Raw genomic sequence first — 17,095 nt, forward strand, 5'->3', positions numbered from 1 at the left:
AGATTTTTTTTACTTTTTATTGGTTATTTAATAATTATTTAATAGCAACCAGCATAATGCTGGTCACTATCAAATAATGGTATTTCAATGATCCTTTTACTCTTTAATACAACGAACAGATACACCTTGTGCTTTACTCGCTCCAAATGTTGCCGAAGGAGCACCAAATTGAGCTATTTGTAATGCAAATGCTGATGGACTGGATATTGATCCGGCAGTGCTGGTCCAATAAAGTCCTGATGTTCCTGTGGTAACAGGTGATATATCTCCTGATGAAGAAACTCGGGTTCCCGCTGCTGTAAGTCCTAATTTACTTGCTGCAGCACTAGTAATTCCATTGTTCATATTAGCTGAACTTAAATAGCTTTGCATTTGTGACTGCGATGGAACTTTAAATCCAATAGGGCAAGGGTTATTCGTTGATGTACTATTTTGCCATAACGTTGTACTTGTACCCGCATCTGTTCTCCAGTCTCCACCTGCTGTTATAAATAATGGGTTAGCAGGAATATCTGTTCTAGTACTCGTTGTCCCGTACACACCTGATCCTGAGCTAGAAGATGTCCATTTGATTAAATCATGTCCATCTGGTCTTCTTCCCCATTGGAATAATGAACCATAAGCGCGGAAATCACTTGCTGAAGTTGGTCTTTTACCTAAATTAAAATTAGGATCATTCACATTAGTATAATCTGCTCCTAAATTGTGGTTCAACCATACATTATTATCCTCAGCTTGAACTGGAAGGTAAAGGAAGTTATGCGTAAAGTTTCCTTGAGCATCTGGATCATTAAACATTCTATCCGGAATAGCTGCTATGATACGAACTTCATAGCCTTTTTGAGCTCCCGAGTTAGGAAGTAAGAATTTCCCCAATAATACTCCAAGAAAATCATTTCCAATACCAGCATTTATATCTAGCTTACGGGCATTTAATGTTCCAACTTCAGATTTCAGAGTTGCAGTAATTGATTTCGTGGCCGTATTGTATGACTGCGAGTTCCATGAAAGGGTAATATTTCTTGAAATTCCGTCTTCTGTAAGATTTGCAGGAATATTAATTGTTTGGCTCCATGCACCAACAGTTCCGCTTCCCGTTGCTGTTGCAGGAATATTTACAGTAAGACCTGAAGTAGGAATTATCCCTTGCAAATCAACCAATGTATCAGGACTTCCATCAGCAGCAACAGGTCTTGCAGTAGTAGCAGGCCCTGTAGGCGTTGTAAATGGTGAATAATCCTGATCAAAAATAGAGGCGATAAAGTATCTTCCTTCTATTGTAATATTGGGTGGGATTATAGGAGTTCCTGGGTTTACCGTAAGGGTAAGAGCCGGACACGAACTTCCATTCACTGTAACATTGAATGTTGCACTTCCTGAGGCAATGGGAAAACCAGTGACAGATAGCTGTAATGTCCCATTTCCTACAGCTAATGTACCTGCTGCTAATGTAGCTGTTAAGCCATTGGACTGGAAGGTTTGTGCAGCATATGCACTTCCGTCACCACCTGTATAAGGAATTGTTAAAGTTCCCGTATAAGATTGTCCCTGCGTTGCTGGATTTGGAGCAAATGTAGCGGCCCCACAATTTAAAGTAAAGGCAGGATTATCTTTCCAAAAACATTGTGACCAGGCACCACCTTGGAATGCCTTTACACACTGTTCAGCAACATCATAGATAAGCATCCCGTTGACCGGATTATTAATTGCTCCTGTATTAGGAACTCTATTTAGTAGTAAACTCTTGTTGGTAGACCCAAGTTCAAGATCTGCACTTAAATTAGGATTAGGCTGATTGATCCCTACCTGAGCAAAGGAAAATGAGCTAATACTAATGTAAATAGGTAATAATAACTTTTTTTTCATGTTTGAATTTTTGTTGCGGTTTATTAAAATTTGTCTATATAAATCCTTTTCATTGCAGTTGTAATGAAAGTAAAGTATAACAAGTTCCAGTAAGCGGATTCAGAAATAACTTTATAGACGTAATACATATACCTATATGAAAAGGTAATGATGGATATACAATAAAATTACATCATAATATGATGATGATTTTGAAACGGACACCGGAAAAACCTATTCCCTTACTTAGAAACAACTGAACAGGTATTTCCTGCAATATTTACATTGAAAGTGATATTTCCGGTCTTGTCGGGAACTCCAGTAACAGAATACTGTAAGCTTCCGTTTCCTACTGCAAAGTTTCCTGTAGGTAAAGCAGCAGTTAATCCATTGGCTTGAAAAGCTTGTGCTTCATAGCTACTACCATTTCCTCCTGTATAAGGAATGGTCAGAACACCATTAAAAGCCTGCCCTGCAATGGGATTTGAGGACAAAGATGCTGAAGTACATGTTAAAGAAACCGGGCTAGCTACTCCCTTTTTTCCACTTAGTCCTTTTCCAAGGCATTTAGACCATTTACCACCTTGAAATGCTTTGACACATTCTTCAGATTGATCATAAATCATCATACCGTTGGTTGGGTTGGCTACAGCTGTCGTGTTAGCAACTCTGTTTAACAGTAAAGTTTTGTTGTTGGAACCCAGTTCAAGATCTGCACTGAGATTGGGATTGTCTTTTTTGATTCCTACCTGTGCAAAGGAAAGCACACTGAAAGAACTGGCGGTAATCAGCAATAATACTTTTTTCTTCATTTGTATAAGTCTTAGTGTTTAAATAATTTTTTCTCTCAGTAAAGATATATGTTAAAAATGAATTTCCCAAAAAAAAACAATGAAAATTGCAAACTTAATCACTAAATGATGATTTTACATTTCAATATAAATAATTGAAATTCATTTAAATAAAAGGAATTAAAGGGTACCTAAATCAATTAACTCAAACTTTAGGAATCAAAAAATGTGGTACCACATTTTTAAGTGTTTTATCATATGAAGCTATGCTGCTCTGATAATTTTTGTCAATAAAAATATCTTTGGTAAAGAATTTTATACTATCGATTTCACACTCACCATTTATAATTTCAAAAGAATCCAGAGGAATCATCATTCCTCCTCCATGAGCTTTCATCACCGCTTCTTTTTGGGTCCAATAGGAAAAAAAAGCATTAATTCGATCCTCAGAACAGTCAATTTTAAGAAATTCCTGCTCTGTCATTTGATATTGAAAGTCCAGATAATTAATTTTTGGATCTATAAATTCAATATCAATTCCTATGGGAAATTCTGCAATAGCACAAACCACAAGTTCTTTAGAATGAGAGATATTAAAGTGAAGATGACTGTCTTTTAAATAAGGTTTATTGTCTGCTGATCTCAGTATCTCTGCATCATTAATCAGATAATGAAATTTTAGTCCCAACTGCAAAAGTACTCTGCCTAAAAGCGAAAGCTGTGCATCTTCCCATCTTCTGTATTTCAGAATATCCTTTCTGAAATCTTCGGGAAAAGTCTTTAAATACTTTTCTAAAAAATATTCATGTCTTGATTCACTGATAAATGTATGTAGGATAATCATTCTTAATGTGCTTCAAATGTATTGTAATGATTTTAAAATATGAATATAGGTTTCATATCAGAAAGATAAAAATAAGCATTTTTAAACTTGTTTTCAGGCCAATCTATATAAATCATAAACCTGTATTTTGAGGGTAAACACAGACATATTAAAGCCTTCTATAAAATATACTTTCATAAAAAAGACTGAAATCATAAAGCGTTTTGGAAAATCTTTTTTAATTTTAACATAATTATCACTATAAATCATTTAAAAATGAAAGTACAAACACTAGCATTATTGGCAGGATTTGCATTTTTGGCTGTTTCATGCGGAACTACAAAAACATACGCCGTAAATGCCAAAAGCGCAACACAAACAGGAGGAACAGCTAAGTTTACCCAACAGGGAAATGAGGTAATCATGAAACTGAATGTAACGAATCTTACTCCTGGAATCCATGCAGTACACATTCATGAAAAAGGAGATTGCTCTGCAGCAGACGGAACTTCTACGGGCGGACACTGGAACCCATCTAAGAACGATCACGGAAAATGGGGAGCTGAACATTTCCACATGGGAGATATAGGAAATTTGGTAGCTGATCAGAACGGAACTGCCGTTTTAACCTTCAAGACAGATAAATGGTGTCTTGGCTGTACAGATGAATCCAAAAATATCATCGGAAAAGGGCTGATTGTACATGCAGCCGCTGATGATTTCCATACTCAGCCAACCGGGAATGCCGGAGGTAGAGTGGGATGTGTAGAAATTAAGTAATCCCCCATTTACACAATAAAAAAACCGATAATTTTCATTATCGGTTTTTTTATGTTTATGATTTTACTCCCATATCTGATACAATATTCATTGCTTCCTGCAGGTAAAGATCTTTTTTCAGATTCTTGATCCACATTTCAGATTTCTTTTTGAAAGCTTCATCTTTTTCTCTCTTTCAATCTCGCTTGGATACATGATAAACTGTAATCCATTCTCGAATTTAGTCAGAACTTTGAATTTTTCAATCTGAGATTTTCTGTGCTTCATTACTTCATTGAATTTATTGATATTCAAAGTAATGTTTTCCTCCTTATCCAATTTTTCTCTCCATTGAGCTGATTCTAACAGAAGCTGGTAATTCTTATTCTTAGCCATTCTGTCTGCACTTGCTTTTTCAAGAGCCTGGATATTAAAGGAGTTCAGTTTTTCGAATTTAGTCGCTGGAATTTTATCCCAAGCCAGGGCAAAGTCATCATAACGCTCTCCTACTTCTGCATAGGTAAAGAAATCTTTCATTTGAATATCAGAAACAATCCCTTTTCTCTGCGTAGATTCTCCTGTAATTCTATAGAATTTCTGAATCGTCAGCTTTAAAGAACCAAAATCATCTTCCGTATTCAGGAATCTGTTCAGATCAACAAAAGTCTGAACGGTTCCTTTTCCGAAAGACTGTGGAGATCCGATTACCATAGCTCTTCCATAATCCTGCATTACTCCTGCTAAGATCTCAGAAGCCGATGCAGAAAGCTCGTTTTGCATAATCACAAGCGGGCCTGTCCAGATTGGTGTCTCATATTTGTTCTTCAGCGTCTGTATTTTTCCATTTCCATCCTTCACCTGTACATAAGGTCCGGCATCCATGAAAAGCCCCATAATATCCCCTACTTCTGTTAATGATCCACCACCATTATTTCTAAGGTCAAGAATGATTCCTTCAATATTCTGAGACTTGAGTTTAACAATCTCATTTTTGATATCATCAGAAGCATTTCTTCCTTTTGAATTTTCAAAATCAGCGTTAAAACTTGGAAGGTTGATAAACCCATATTTCTTACCATTCGGAGCATTTACGACAATACTTCTTGCAAAAGTATCTTCAATAGCAACTTCTTCACGAATCATCGTCACATCCTTGATGGTTCCGTCTTTTTCTGAACAGTTAAGGTAACAGGAGTTCCTTTTTCACCTCTGATTAATCTTACAGCTTCATCAGAAAGCATTCCTACTACATTGACTGCATCATCTTTTGGTTTTGATTTTACCTTCAGGATCTTATCTCCTTCTGAAAGCTGTTTAGACTTCCACGCAGGAGCACCAATGGTAAGTGCTCCAAGGTAAAGGTTTCCTTTTTTCTCCTGGATCAATGCTCCAATACCAATTACTTTTCCGGTAAACTGAGTATCAAAATCTTCTTTATCTTTTGGAGAATAATAGTTGGTATGGGGATCGAATACCTCAGTATAAGCATTCATATACACCGTAAACCAATCCATTTTCTTTCTCTTTTTGAATCGGGTAAAGGTTTCTTTTACAAGATCTTTCACCTCATCTGTAGCTTTTTTGATCTTCTCATCCTGAGTAAGAACTTTAAGCTTGATCGTATCATTTAATTTATACTTCTGAACAGAATCTTTTTTCTCTTTCTGGGCTTCTTCTTTACTGTTCATCGATTCAACTTCCTGAAGAATGTTGTATTTGATGAATTTTTTCCACTCATTATATTGTTCCTGTTTATTAGCAGGTACTTTTTTAAGTTTCGGTTCCAGAGTAAGCGTTTCATCTTCCTGAAGGTTAATAGGCTTGCTGAAAATATCCTGAGTAATTTTATCGATTTCATCTACCCTTTGATAAAGTCTGTCGATCGTAAGCTTATAAAAACTTAGATCTCCTTGGTTGATATAATCATCAAGCTTTGTTTCATGCTTGCTGAATTCATCCATATCAGACTGTAAGAAATATCTTTTGGCAGGATCTACCAATTCGAAATAGTGCTTATAGACATCTTTTGAGTAGGCATCATTGATAGGCTTCGGACTATAATGCAGGTAAGAAAGAGTGTTTTTTACGCTCACCATTATTGTCTGCATCTTTTCATCATCGTTCTTGGGCGAGTTGAAGCAAAACATTAGACTGGTTAATGGAATCAGTAGTAAAAATTTATTCAGTTTGAAATTTTTCCACATAAACTGTCTTTATTTATTAATTTTTTGAAAAATAAGTATTGTAATAAGTAGCAATAATTTGCAGACTGTTACAAACGATCAAATTTAATACCTTATTTATAAATATCGCACAGTTTTAAGATTTTTTATTCAATGAAATCTATATGTTTTATTTTCTAAAGACCTCTCTATTATAAAATACAAAGCATATAAGCATTATTTCTTTCATTTCTAAAAAAAATAAGGATTAAAAAAACTATCACAAAAATTCATAAACATATACCACAAAAGTTAGTTTCACTCTATAAAGGCATAAAATATGCTGATAATTGATTAAATAACTTTAAAATATAATGTCATGAGAAGTCTATTATGGTTAGTTGCAGTCATCTGTATCGTTGTATGGCTGCTGGGAATTTTGGGGATCGTACCTGGAATCAGCACTGGTTACTTAATACATGTTTTGCTTGTTATTGCTATTATTGTTATTCTTTATAACATCATTACTGGAAGAAAACCGCTGGACTAATTTAAATGTTAAATATTCTTGAGAAGATGATAATTTTATACTAAAATTTAATAGTCATTTAATTTCTCAATACGCTCTCTTTTCTGGTATCCAGCTTTCTTTCCTTCCTAAAATACAGGATGTTTATTGCTTACACTAAATGAGTGAATGATAGCCCTCTTATTTTATGGCGTCTTATTTTTAACTACATTTGATGTGTTGAAAATTCTTTTTGTTCAATTCTAAAATGAACAAACTGTACTGCATTTGTATAAAAAATTAAGATAATATATGGAAAGACCGCTTATTCTGGTGACTAATGATGATGGAATTACAGCTCCGGGTATCAGAAATTTGATCAGTTTTATGAATGAAATCGGAGAAGTAGTGGTAGTAGCCCCTAATTCTCCCCAAAGTGGTAAAGGCCACGCCATTACCATTAATTCTACGCTTAGCTATGAAGAGGTTACTCTTGATGGACCCCAAACAGATTATTCCTGTAGTGGAACACCTGTAGATTGTGTAAAAATGGCGTTGGATAAAATCCTAACAAGAAGACCTGATATTGTAGTTTCAGGAATTAATCATGGTGCCAATTCATCCATTAATGTAATTTATTCAGGAACAATGTCTGCTGCTGTAGAAGCAGGTGTAGAAGGAATTCCTGCCATTGGATTCTCATTACTGGATTTCAGCTGGGAGGCAGATTTTACTCAGGCTAAAGAGTTTATTCAAAACATTGTACGAAGAACTCTTGAAAACCCAATGCCTAAAGGTATTGTTTTGAATGTGAACATCCCGAAGCTTCCTGCATCGGAGATAAAAGGAGTAAAGGTTTGTAAGCAAGCTCATGCTAAATGGGAGGAAAGTTTTGATGAGAGAATCAACCCACATGGAAAAAAATACTATTGGCTGACGGGTTACTTCAACAATATGGATGATTCTGAAGATGCTGATGAAACAGCTTTGGCTAACGGGTATATATCCATCGTCCCTGTAAAATTTGACCTTACAGCATATGAATACATGAAGACATTGGAGGAAGTAATGGCTTTTGACACGGTAAAAGAGTCTAAATAATACGATTATTTAAAGATAGAAAAAGCGTGAAATTTGATTTCACGCTTTTTGTTTTTTTTATCTCGCAGATTGAACAGATAACGCAGATTTTTGGTTATTCAGAATAACTTATACATAATCATCTGTGAAAATCAGTGCCATCTGTGGGAAAATTAAATTATTTGATTAACCACAGATTTTCGCAGATGAGCACAGCTGTTTGTGCTTTAAAAATGTGGAGATTAATTAATAATATTTATTTTTGTTTTAAAATAATACTTTATCTTCTTTTCTAAGTTCTTCCAGATAGCTTTTCTTATCATCGCGGTAGAAAAGATTCATGGTTTCAAACGGAATTAATTTCAGGTCTTTATTAACGATATGAACACAGGATTTTTTCACTGCTCTTACATCAAAATCATGAGCGTCCATGAAGTTCATAATAATAATTCTAAAAAGGTTATCATAATCCAGATCGGGAGCACATACTTCCGGAAGACAGCAAAGTAACTGATTAACTTTAGGTTTTACTTTGTCTACAGAAATACCAGTACTGAAAATATCCAGCAACTGCATCTGCAGCCCCGTATCCTGTTCATAAACAATGGTATTTCTTGATTCATTATTCAAAAGATCGGCTGGGTTGATATACCGGGTTAAAGGGATGATTTCGTCCTGAATTTTTAAAATATATCCCATTGCCAAAGCATCCGGATTACATGGAACAGGAATAATATCATCAGCGTTCAAGAGTGGAAATTGATTCAAAATTTCCTGTCTTACTTCCGTTAATGTAATTTTTTCATGAACAGAATCTTCTCTGTTCCTTCCTGCAATTTCTACAGGCTGGAAGGTAATTCCCCGAACACATTTCTGTTTTAAAGCAAATTCTATGATCTTTCCGATCTCATCGATATTTTTATCTTTTTGAAGAACAATAACCAAAGTGGTTGAGAGATTGAGCTCATTGAGTTTCTCCAAGGCTTTCATTCTTACAGAAGTAAGATCTTTGCCTCTGAAATCTTCCAAAACATCAGGTTTAAAGGAGTCAAACTGAAGATAAACTTCAAATTCAGGGGCGTAAGTGGCCAGTTTTTCAGCAAAACCCGGATCATTGGCAATTCTTATCCCATTGGTATTCAACATTAAATGTTTAATAGGTTTTGACTTGGCAATCTCCATAATTTTAAAGAACTCCGGATGAATGGTAGGTTCCCCACCACTGATCTGAACAACATCCGGCTCCCCTTCGTTTTTAACAATCACATCAAACATCGCTTCGATTTCCTCCAGACTTCTGTGGCTTCCATAATGTGGGGAAGACATGGCATAGCAGGTGGGACAGGTCAGATTACAACGATCCGTTACTTCCACAATGGAAAGACAGCTGTGCTGCTCATGATCTACACAAAGCCCACAATCATACGGACATCCATATTCTACATCTGTCCCGAAATGAAGCGGCATTTCCGAAGCTTTATTATAGTTTCTTATATTTTTATAATATTGGACATCCGAAGCAATCTTTGTTTTGAAAAAACCATGGTCAGGACATCTTTTGGTCATGAAAACAGCTTCATCCTCAATAATAATCTTTGCGCCTACTCTTTTCAGGCATTCGGGACAAAGACTGATTGTATAATCGTAATACGTATAGTTTCTTACTGGCATAGTTGATTTGTTAATGCTTATCCACAGATATATCCACTGATCAGACCACAGACTAATAAACAAATCACAAAGGTCTGTATAAACTGTTTTCGGCTGAATTTCCTGTTATCTTTACTTTCATAAACCAACTTCACAATAAACGTAACAATAATAGAAAAGAACAAAGCACCTATAATTATCATACCAACGATCATGACTACCAATCCCGTAAGATCGCCAACTTCCAAAAGTGTTAATGATTTCATTTTGAATATTTTAAAGTGGTTTGGATATTTTAATAGTATAAATGTAGTAAATAATTACACAAATACATACAAATTGAATTGTCCCAAGGTTTCCTATAATTTCAATTCTTGGTTTAATAAAGTCTAATAAGAATCTAAAGGTAAAATAGCTTAGCATAAAGATCTGAAAAAGAAACCCGGAAGGATATTTTACATGCTTCTGAATATATTTAAGAACTACCCAGAGAATGACTAAAAAACCAATTTCATATAAGGCAACCGGATGTCTGAGATATTGATCTCCCAAATGCATTCCAAAGACTGAATCTGTGGGAATACCATAAGTTTCTTCATGAATTCCTGTAAGAAAACAGCCAATTCTTCCAATAATTATAGCCAGCATTAAGGGAAAAACAATTAAATCACTTGTACTTTCTTTGTGACTCACCACTTTTTTAGCCAATTCCACTCCTAATAATCCAAAAGCCAGTCCTCCAACGATGGTATTGCTGGACCAAAATTTATGAAAATTGAAATTTTCAAATAAGGTATAAGGATTTTCCAGATTTCCAATGAGTTTGGAACCTAGCAATGCTCCGGCAGTTGCCCCAATCAAAACAGCAGCAGAAGTATTAAAAGGCAGCTTCTCTTTAGATTTTCTTTTAAGGTAAAAATAATACCGCATACCCAGAAACATTCCAACTGCCTCAAAGAGAGGATGGGCAAGAATTGTTGTACCGAAAATATAAAAAGTTACAGGAAAATCCATAGTTTCAAAAATAGTCCATTTAAGATTATTTACTACCTTTATTCTGACAAATAATTACAAAATGCGTATAGAATATGACATAAAATTAGGGTTTAAGGATGTAATGTTCCGCCCTAAGCGTTCAACCTTGAAATCCCGTTCAGAAGTAAATCTTGAAAGAGAATTTATTTTTAAACATACTCAAAAAAAATGGAGTGGAGTTCCTGTTATTGGTGCTAATATGGATACCGTAGGAACTTTTGAAATGGCTGTAGAACTGGCTAAAGATAAGATCATCACAGCAATACATAAACATTATACTCCTGAAGAATGGGATCAGTTTCTGCAAAGCCAGCCTGAAAGTATTCATCAGTATATTGCTTTAAGTACGGGTACAGGAAAAGCGGATGAAGAAAAAATCAGACTGATTCTGGAAAAGCATCCAAAAATCGAGTTTCTCTGTATAGATGTTGCCAATGGTTATTCTGAGCATTTCGTTCAGTTTGTAAAGACCGCAAGGGCTAATTTCCCTGATAAAATTATTATTGCTGGAAATGTAGTAACCGGTGAAATGGTGGAAGAACTTCTTTTAGTAGGTGCAGATATCATCAAAGTGGGTATCGGGCCCGGTTCAGTATGTACAACCCGTGTAAAAACCGGAGTTGGCTATCCTCAATTATCTGCTATCATCGAATGTGCTGATGCTGCCCATGGTTTAGGAGGCCATATCATTGCAGACGGAGGCTGTAAAGTTCCCGGAGATGTTGCCAAAGCTTTTGGCGGCGGAGCAGACTTTGTAATGCTTGGCGGAATGTTTGCCGGCCACGATGAAAGTGGTGGTGAAATGATTGAAGAAAATGGGAAAAAATATCGTTTATTCTATGGTATGAGTTCAAAAACGGCAATGGATAAGCATTCCGGAGGTGTTGCTGAATACCGTGCTTCAGAAGGAAAAACGGTAAAAGTAGCTTATAAAGGACCCGTTGCTGAAACCGTGAAGGATATTTTAGGAGGAGTACGTTCCACATGTACTTATGTAGGAGCATCCAAACTTAAAGAACTTTCCAAAAGAACAACTTTTATCAGGGTTCAGGAACAGGAAAATCAGGTCTTTAACGGATAATTTTTTCTTCAGTAGATTTATTAGACCTTTCAGTAATAAAAAAGAGGCTACACATTTTGTATAGCCTCTTTGTATTTTTTACATCAACATTCCACCGTCTACGTTTAACGTCTGACCTGTAACGTATGATGACATATCACTTCCGAAGAATACACAAGCATTAGCGATATCTTCCGGCTGTCCTCCTCTTTTCAAAGGAACTCCGTCTCTCCATCCCTGAACTGTTTTCTCATCCAGCACTGCTGTCATTTCTGTTTCAATAAATCCTGGTGCAATGGCATTACATCTGATATTTCTAGAACCTAATTCTAGTGCCACTGATTTTGTAAACCCGATTACACCTGCCTTCGAAGCTGCATAATTCGCTTGTCCTGCATTCCCTTTTACTCCAACTACAGAAGTCATATTGATAATAGATCCGGATTTTGCCTTCATCATCGGCTTAATTACCGCTTTTGTAAGGTTAAATACAGAGTCCAGGTTTACTTTGATTACTTTATCCCAATCTTCTTTTGACATTCTCAATAGCAAGTTATCTTTTGTAATCCCTGCATTGTTTACCAAAATATCAATCTGTCCAAACTCCGCCATTACTTCCTCTACCAATTTTTGAGCGGCATCATAATCTGATGCGTCAGACTGATACCCTTTAATCTGGGTTACAGAACTTAAAGCTGCTTCTAATTCTTTAGCTTTGTCTACAGAACCGGCATAAGTAAATGCTACTTTTGCTCCCTGTTGAGCATACATTTCAGCAATACCCTTCCCGATTCCTCTTGTAGCTCCGGTAATTAGTGCTACCTTTCCTTCTAATAATTTCATATCTATTGACGATTATTTTTTTATAACTCATTCAGCTACTGAAAGCTGACTTACTTAGTATCATAATTCTTTTTCAGAATTAATCGGTTTGCAAAGATATTATAAATTGTTATTCAAGACATTGAAAACATTAAAATACTGAACTTTTTTGCTAAATTTCTATGATTACTGCTATAATTCTGCACCTACATTTCTAAATCTGGTGAAATAAATTAAGTCTGTTCTTTTATCTTTGCTTAATTTTAGGACTTCTTTCATCCAGATATATTTATCATAAATGATCTCCGTTAAAGGTTCATTCTGAAAGTTCAGAACTCCGTATTTACCTTCTTTCTTTACAACGATTTCATTTTCAAAGTTTTCAAAAGCGATAATATCTTCATAGGCAAATGGAACAATTTCCGTACCCTTAGCGTCCAGAATACCATAAAGATTACTATTGTTCATACAAACAAGCGGCTTTGAATACTCATTCAGAATAGTAAAGTATCCAACATCCTGGTTCTTTATCTGTTTCACTCCCTTAAGTTCAGCTGCTGACTTATTGGTCACCGAAAATCGGTAATACAGATCACTTCTTCTGATGATTATATTGTCAGGATAGAAGCCAACAATCTGATCTCCTGCATTTAAAATATTTTGCAAATCTTTATCTAAGAGTTTTTCTTCATTTTCTTTTTTTAGATAAATAAGATCTTTTCCTGAGATTGTAAAACTTTTAATAAAGTCATATTCCTGAGGAACAATAGTATTGCCCTGCAAGTCTACAATACCTGATTGATCCGACTTGTCGCTTGAACCCCTAAAAAGGTTGTTACACAGCGGGTACAAATACTTAAAACTACTGGGATAAAGCTTCTGATCCTTCTTATAAAAAACACTCGTTTTGTTGCTTTTTCTAAGATAAATATATTCTCTCTTACCAAAATATTCCGGAGTGATATCACTGTAAATTTCATCCGCTATGAGGTTATCTTCAGCATCAATCAGTCCATATTTTCCGGTAGCTTTGTTTTGAGTAATCAGGTAAGGATAAGCATTCATATCTACCACATTCTTTGAAAACTTGTGCAAAGTTTGACCGTTTTTACCAATAATTTCGCTTTGATTTTCTTCGTTAATGATCAGCGCTTTTCCATTTTCAAAGCTATAATCATCCTTAAATTCCCTGTCACTAAGCTGCTTTCCATTAAAGTCATAGAGGAACCATCTTTTATCTTTTGAAACAAAAAAAGCATCTTTTCCGGCAAACCGGATTTTGTCTGAGTCTGGAATAATAAGCTTTCCATTATAATCGTAGACAGCTTCTTTTCCTTGTTTGGTAGCAATAATTCTTTCCTTACTCCACCAGGGTGTATTGAAATCCTGATCTTCAAGCGGAACCAGTTCATTCCCTTTTTCATCAATAATTGCCGATTTTCTTCTGTTTCCTTCTTCAGAATAAAGAATAAACCTGTTTTTAAAAATGTGGGAAATACCACCTCTGTAAGATGATTCAAAGGTTATATTTCCTTTGGAATCTACAATACCTTGTTTTTTGGAAACAGGATCATAGACAATTCCGAAACCTTCAGAATATGCACTTACCTCCTTCCCTGTCTTTTTGGAAAGAAGAACTTTAGTGTATTGGTTCGTTTGTCCCATACAAACTGTAGAACACAATACAAAAATTAGTTTTTTCAATGAAGAATCAAATAGAATTATTGACAATAAGAACAATCTCTCCTTTTAGAGTCTTACTCTTGGAAAATTCAATTAATTCATTGATTGTTCCGCGTTTAGTTTCTTCAAATTTCTTAGAGATTTCACGGCTTAAACTGGCCTTGGTGTTTTCACCAAAGAACTCTTTAATCTGTTCCAGTGTCGTATTGATCTTATGTGGACTTTCGTACAATACAATGGTTTTCTTTTCCTCAGCAAGCTGTTTCAGCTTGGTTTGCCTTCCTTTCTTTTGTGGTAAAAATCCTGCAAATAAAAATTCGTTATTCGGAAGTCCTGAAACTACCAAAGCGGGAATTAAAGCTGTTGCACCAGGAAGACAGATCATTTCAATATTGTTATCTGCTCCTGCCTTTGCCAATAAATATCCAGGGTCTGAAATTCCTGGAGTTCCTGCATCAGTAATAATTGCGATATTCTGACCGTTTTTAAGGTCTGTTATTACTTTCTCCGTTGCCTGATGTTCATTATGTAAATGATACGATTTTAAAGGCTTGGATATTTCAAAGTGTTTTAAAAGTATTCCGGAAGTTCTGGTATCTTCACATAAAATATAATCTACTTCTTTCAGAACATTCACTGCTCTGAAGGTCATATCTTCCAGGTTCCCAACGGGTGTGGGAACAAAATATAGGATTCCGCTCAAAATTATAAGAATTTATTTTCCACCAATATCCAAAGTCTCTGTGCATATTCATCCACTTTACTCCATTTCCTTTCGTAGTACAGATCGCTCAGGTATTCTTTTGCTTCCTCCAGTGTTTTGAAATGATTCAACTGTGCTACCGTATCATTCAGATCGGTCTGGCTTCCTTCAAATAACATTTTTGAAAAAGCAATTCTGTCATTCAAATCCAGTTTAAACTCTGTTTTGGGCTTATCAGCCTCCATAAAATTAGTAGGAATATTAGATTTCAGAATACTTCCCGTATCTTCTTTTATGGGTTCAGGCTGAGTTTCTTTTGGAAGCTCTCTTTCCAGCGGATCATCATCAAATAGGGATTGAACAGCTTTCAATCCTTTGATATTGGCTAATTTTATTTTTTTCTCCTGATGATATTCGTCTAGGTTTTCAAAACTCTCATCAGAAGGATGTCTCTCTGTTTCTTCAGGAACAGGTTTATCTATTTCAACAATTTTTCTTCTGTCATATACTTCAGCGAGAACATTTTCTTGCTGTCTTTCTTCCACAGAATGCTCATTTTTAATCTCATTCACAATGTTTTCAACATTGGAAGTTTCGTTGGCCAGCTCTCCTTGTTCTAAAGAAATATTGGAAGCTACAAACTGCTCTTCATTCTCTTCAATCAGTATTTCGTCATCCAGCATTTCTGTATCGAAAATACTTGGTATGGTTTCTCTGACCTTATTTTCATTGGTATCACTTACTTTTGCAAAATCTACCTCTTTTTTACCTTCAATTTCATCATCGTCAGCATCCATTTCATTCAGCTGATTATTAAAGATAGCTTCTTCCTCTGTCACTTCATCATCAAACATATCTTCATTGATATCTTCATCTGAATCTGGTTTTGCATCTGCAAGAATTTTCTCTTCATCTACAAAGTTTAACACATTTTCATGGGCAATTGAATGTTCATTTTCCTCAATTTCATTCAACTGATTATTGAAAATAGCTTCTTCTTCCGTTACATCCTCAGATACAACAGGAATCTGAATATTTTTAACCACTCTTTCTTCGTTATTTTCTGCTACAAAGCTGATGATATTTTCATGAAATTCATTTTCAACAATTTCATTAAGCTGGTTATTAAATATTTCTTCTTCATCTGCTGATCCACTGATAAAACTGTCATTTTCATGCTCATCAATCTCGTTCAGCTCATTATTAAAAATAGCTTCTTCTTCCGTCACTTCATTTCCTGAATCATGATGATGGTGGTCTGTTTCACCGGAGATAAAAGAAACAGGGAGTCCTTCCGAGTGCAGAACAGAATCATCTGCTATGAAATATTCGATGTTTTTTTCCAGTAATTTCAAAAAAGAAATCCTGTTAGCAAGCTCATCTACAAGATCTTGCTTGGAAAGTAATTCGTCTACATTATTTATTTTATCCAGATTATCAATGATATTCTTGGCCTCAAATAAAATCTTTTCCTTTAAATCTTGGATATTTTGCATGATAAGATTCTTATTAAAATTGCTTACTTTTGATGTTGAAAATATACGGCTAATTTAACAAATGTTTTTAGAAAATACAATTAATCATTCCAAACAAAGTGGTTGGATGGAAGTGATTTGTGGCTCTATGTTTTCGGGTAAAACCGAGGAGTTGATCCGAAGATTACGTAGAGCAGAAATGGCAGGACAGAATGTGGAAATTTTTAAACCGAAACTGGATATCCGGTATTCTGAAGAGGACGTTGTTTCTCATAATCAGAATAAAATCCGCAGTACCGCAGTAGAAAATCCTAATGAGATTCTTCTGTTGGCTTCCAATTGTGATGTAGTAGCCATTGACGAAGCTCAGTTTTTTGATGAAAGCATTGTGGATGTTGCCAATCAGCTTGCTAACAGCGGTATAAGAGTTGTTATTGCAGGATTAGATATGGATTTTCTGGGACGTCCTTTCGGACCTATGCCCAATTTGATGGCTACCGCAGAATATGTCACAAAAGTGCATGCTATTTGCAAGAGAACAGGAAATCTTGCCAATTACTCTATGAGAACTTCTCAAGGAGACAATCTGGTAGAGCTGGGTGAGACAGAAAGCTATGAAGCCGTAAGCCGCCGTGTTTTTATTGATGAAGTGCTTTCAAAAAGGAAGTAACGGATATCAATAAAAGACAAACCATAAAA

Annotated in this window: 17 protein-coding genes; 5 read left to right on the forward strand and 12 right to left on the reverse strand. The window is 35.4% G+C overall.

What is annotated here, in order from left to right; genetic code table 11:
• Positions 1-96: 96 nt before the first annotated feature.
• The 3 genes from H5J24_RS23390 to H5J24_RS23400 form a co-directional block, all read right to left on the reverse strand.
• Positions 97-1,866, reverse strand: coding sequence for a fibrobacter succinogenes major paralogous domain-containing protein (locus tag H5J24_RS23390; protein WP_068941149.1), 1,770 nt, complete (start codon positions 1,864-1,866; stop codon positions 97-99).
• Positions 1,867-2,087: 221 nt separating this feature from the next.
• Positions 2,088-2,657: a hypothetical protein gene (locus tag H5J24_RS23395; RefSeq protein ID WP_068941151.1), complete on the reverse strand. Its 570-nt coding sequence runs from the start codon at positions 2,655-2,657 to the stop codon at positions 2,088-2,090.
• A 184-nt stretch (positions 2,658-2,841) separates the two neighbouring features.
• Positions 2,842-3,480, reverse strand: a complete 639-nt coding sequence (locus tag H5J24_RS23400; protein WP_068941153.1) for a 4'-phosphopantetheinyl transferase family protein — start codon at positions 3,478-3,480, stop codon at positions 2,842-2,844.
• Positions 3,481-3,735: 255 nt separating this feature from the next.
• Between H5J24_RS23400 and H5J24_RS23405 the strand changes: the two genes are divergently transcribed.
• Positions 3,736-4,239: a superoxide dismutase family protein gene (locus H5J24_RS23405; RefSeq protein ID WP_068941155.1), complete on the forward strand. Its 504-nt coding sequence runs from the start codon at positions 3,736-3,738 to the stop codon at positions 4,237-4,239.
• Positions 4,240-4,356: 117 nt separating this feature from the next.
• On the opposite strand, the gene H5J24_RS26395 is transcribed toward H5J24_RS23405, so the two are convergent.
• Both H5J24_RS26395 and H5J24_RS26400 read right to left on the reverse strand, forming a co-directional pair.
• Positions 4,357-5,361: a carboxy terminal-processing peptidase gene (locus tag H5J24_RS26395; RefSeq protein ID WP_488153953.1), complete on the reverse strand. Its 1,005-nt coding sequence runs from the start codon at positions 5,359-5,361 to the stop codon at positions 4,357-4,359.
• A gap of 2 nt (positions 5,362-5,363) precedes the next feature.
• Positions 5,364-6,326: a hypothetical protein gene (locus H5J24_RS26400; RefSeq protein ID WP_488153954.1), complete on the reverse strand. Its 963-nt coding sequence runs from the start codon at positions 6,324-6,326 to the stop codon at positions 5,364-5,366.
• 433 nt (positions 6,327-6,759) lie between these two features.
• Between H5J24_RS26400 and H5J24_RS23415 the strand changes: the two genes are divergently transcribed.
• Together H5J24_RS23415 and surE are read left to right on the forward strand one after the other, a co-directional pair.
• Complete coding sequence (locus H5J24_RS23415; RefSeq protein ID WP_141395630.1) at positions 6,760-6,930, forward strand: lmo0937 family membrane protein; 171 nt, start codon at positions 6,760-6,762, stop codon at positions 6,928-6,930.
• Positions 6,931-7,200: 270 nt separating this feature from the next.
• Complete coding sequence (gene surE / locus H5J24_RS23420) at positions 7,201-7,989, forward strand: 5'/3'-nucleotidase SurE (RefSeq protein WP_068941159.1); 789 nt, start codon at positions 7,201-7,203, stop codon at positions 7,987-7,989.
• 246 nt (positions 7,990-8,235) lie between these two features.
• Here surE and H5J24_RS23425 read toward each other — a convergent pair whose 3' ends face one another.
• Genes H5J24_RS23425 through H5J24_RS23435 form a run of 3 tightly spaced genes read right to left on the reverse strand, consistent with a single transcriptional unit; the run spans position 8,236 to position 10,632 of the window.
• Positions 8,236-9,639 (reverse strand): radical SAM protein, encoded by a 1,404-nt coding sequence (locus H5J24_RS23425; RefSeq protein WP_068941161.1) that lies wholly within the window; start codon positions 9,637-9,639, stop codon positions 8,236-8,238.
• Between the two features lie 17 nt (positions 9,640-9,656).
• Entirely contained in the window at positions 9,657-9,884 is a 228-nt protein-coding gene (locus H5J24_RS23430) for a hypothetical protein (protein WP_068941164.1), read from the reverse strand.
• Positions 9,885-9,894: 10 nt separating this feature from the next.
• Entirely contained in the window at positions 9,895-10,632 is a 738-nt protein-coding gene (locus tag H5J24_RS23435; protein ID WP_232815913.1) for a prolipoprotein diacylglyceryl transferase, read from the reverse strand.
• Between the two features lie 61 nt (positions 10,633-10,693).
• On the opposite strand from H5J24_RS23435, the gene H5J24_RS23440 reads away from it, so the two are divergent.
• Entirely contained in the window at positions 10,694-11,734 is a 1,041-nt protein-coding gene (locus H5J24_RS23440; protein WP_068941168.1) for a GMP reductase, read from the forward strand.
• A gap of 78 nt (positions 11,735-11,812) precedes the next feature.
• On the opposite strand, the gene fabG is transcribed toward H5J24_RS23440, so the two are convergent.
• The 4 genes from fabG to H5J24_RS23460 all read right to left on the reverse strand — a co-directional run bounded on the left by fabG (position 11,813) and on the right by H5J24_RS23460 (position 16,417).
• Positions 11,813-12,556, reverse strand: a complete 744-nt coding sequence (gene fabG / locus H5J24_RS23445) for a 3-oxoacyl-[acyl-carrier-protein] reductase (RefSeq protein ID WP_068941170.1) — start codon at positions 12,554-12,556, stop codon at positions 11,813-11,815.
• A gap of 171 nt (positions 12,557-12,727) precedes the next feature.
• Positions 12,728-14,239 (reverse strand): WG repeat-containing protein, encoded by a 1,512-nt coding sequence (locus tag H5J24_RS23450; protein ID WP_141395631.1) that lies wholly within the window; start codon positions 14,237-14,239, stop codon positions 12,728-12,730.
• Between the two features lie 7 nt (positions 14,240-14,246).
• The gene (gene rsmI / locus H5J24_RS23455) at positions 14,247-14,921 is read right to left on the reverse strand and encodes a 16S rRNA (cytidine(1402)-2'-O)-methyltransferase (RefSeq protein WP_068941174.1); all 675 of its coding nucleotides are present in this window, start codon (positions 14,919-14,921) and stop codon (positions 14,247-14,249) included.
• 2 nt (positions 14,922-14,923) lie between these two features.
• Positions 14,924-16,417, reverse strand: a complete 1,494-nt coding sequence (locus tag H5J24_RS23460; protein WP_068941176.1) for a hypothetical protein — start codon at positions 16,415-16,417, stop codon at positions 14,924-14,926.
• 61 nt (positions 16,418-16,478) lie between these two features.
• Between H5J24_RS23460 and H5J24_RS23465 the strand changes: the two genes are divergently transcribed.
• A complete protein-coding gene (locus H5J24_RS23465) occupies positions 16,479-17,066 on the forward strand; it encodes a thymidine kinase (RefSeq protein WP_068941178.1) in 588 nt (195 codons plus the stop codon).
• Positions 17,067-17,095 lie beyond the last annotated feature (29 nt).

The organism is Chryseobacterium capnotolerans (genome assembly GCF_021278965.1).
Taxonomy (GTDB): domain Bacteria; phylum Bacteroidota; class Bacteroidia; order Flavobacteriales; family Weeksellaceae; genus Chryseobacterium; species Chryseobacterium capnotolerans.

Coding starts and splice junctions, on each gene's coding strand:
- H5J24_RS23390 (WP_068941149.1), bottom strand. CDS start 1,866: ATGAAAAAAAAGTTATTATTACCTATTTACATTAGTATTAGCTCATTT.
- H5J24_RS23395 (WP_068941151.1), bottom strand. CDS start 2,657: ATGAAGAAAAAAGTATTATTGCTGATTACCGCCAGTTCTTTCAGTGTG.
- H5J24_RS23400 (WP_068941153.1), bottom strand. CDS start 3,480: ATGATTATCCTACATACATTTATCAGTGAATCAAGACATGAATATTTT.
- H5J24_RS23405 (WP_068941155.1), top strand. CDS start 3,736: ATGAAAGTACAAACACTAGCATTATTGGCAGGATTTGCATTTTTGGCT.
- H5J24_RS26395 (WP_488153953.1), bottom strand. CDS start 5,361: ATGATTCGTGAAGAAGTTGCTATTGAAGATACTTTTGCAAGAAGTATT.
- H5J24_RS26400 (WP_488153954.1), bottom strand. CDS start 6,326: ATGCAGACAATAATGGTGAGCGTAAAAAACACTCTTTCTTACCTGCAT.
- H5J24_RS23415 (WP_141395630.1), top strand. CDS start 6,760: ATGAGAAGTCTATTATGGTTAGTTGCAGTCATCTGTATCGTTGTATGG.
- surE (WP_068941159.1), top strand. CDS start 7,201: ATGGAAAGACCGCTTATTCTGGTGACTAATGATGATGGAATTACAGCT.
- H5J24_RS23425 (WP_068941161.1), bottom strand. CDS start 9,639: ATGCCAGTAAGAAACTATACGTATTACGATTATACAATCAGTCTTTGT.
- H5J24_RS23430 (WP_068941164.1), bottom strand. CDS start 9,884: ATGAAATCATTAACACTTTTGGAAGTTGGCGATCTTACGGGATTGGTA.
- H5J24_RS23435 (WP_232815913.1), bottom strand. CDS start 10,632: ATGGATTTTCCTGTAACTTTTTATATTTTCGGTACAACAATTCTTGCC.
- H5J24_RS23440 (WP_068941168.1), top strand. CDS start 10,694: ATGCGTATAGAATATGACATAAAATTAGGGTTTAAGGATGTAATGTTC.
- fabG (WP_068941170.1), bottom strand. CDS start 12,556: ATGAAATTATTAGAAGGAAAGGTAGCACTAATTACCGGAGCTACAAGA.
- H5J24_RS23460 (WP_068941176.1), bottom strand. CDS start 16,417: ATGCAAAATATCCAAGATTTAAAGGAAAAGATTTTATTTGAGGCCAAG.
- H5J24_RS23465 (WP_068941178.1), top strand. CDS start 16,479: ATGTTTTTAGAAAATACAATTAATCATTCCAAACAAAGTGGTTGGATG.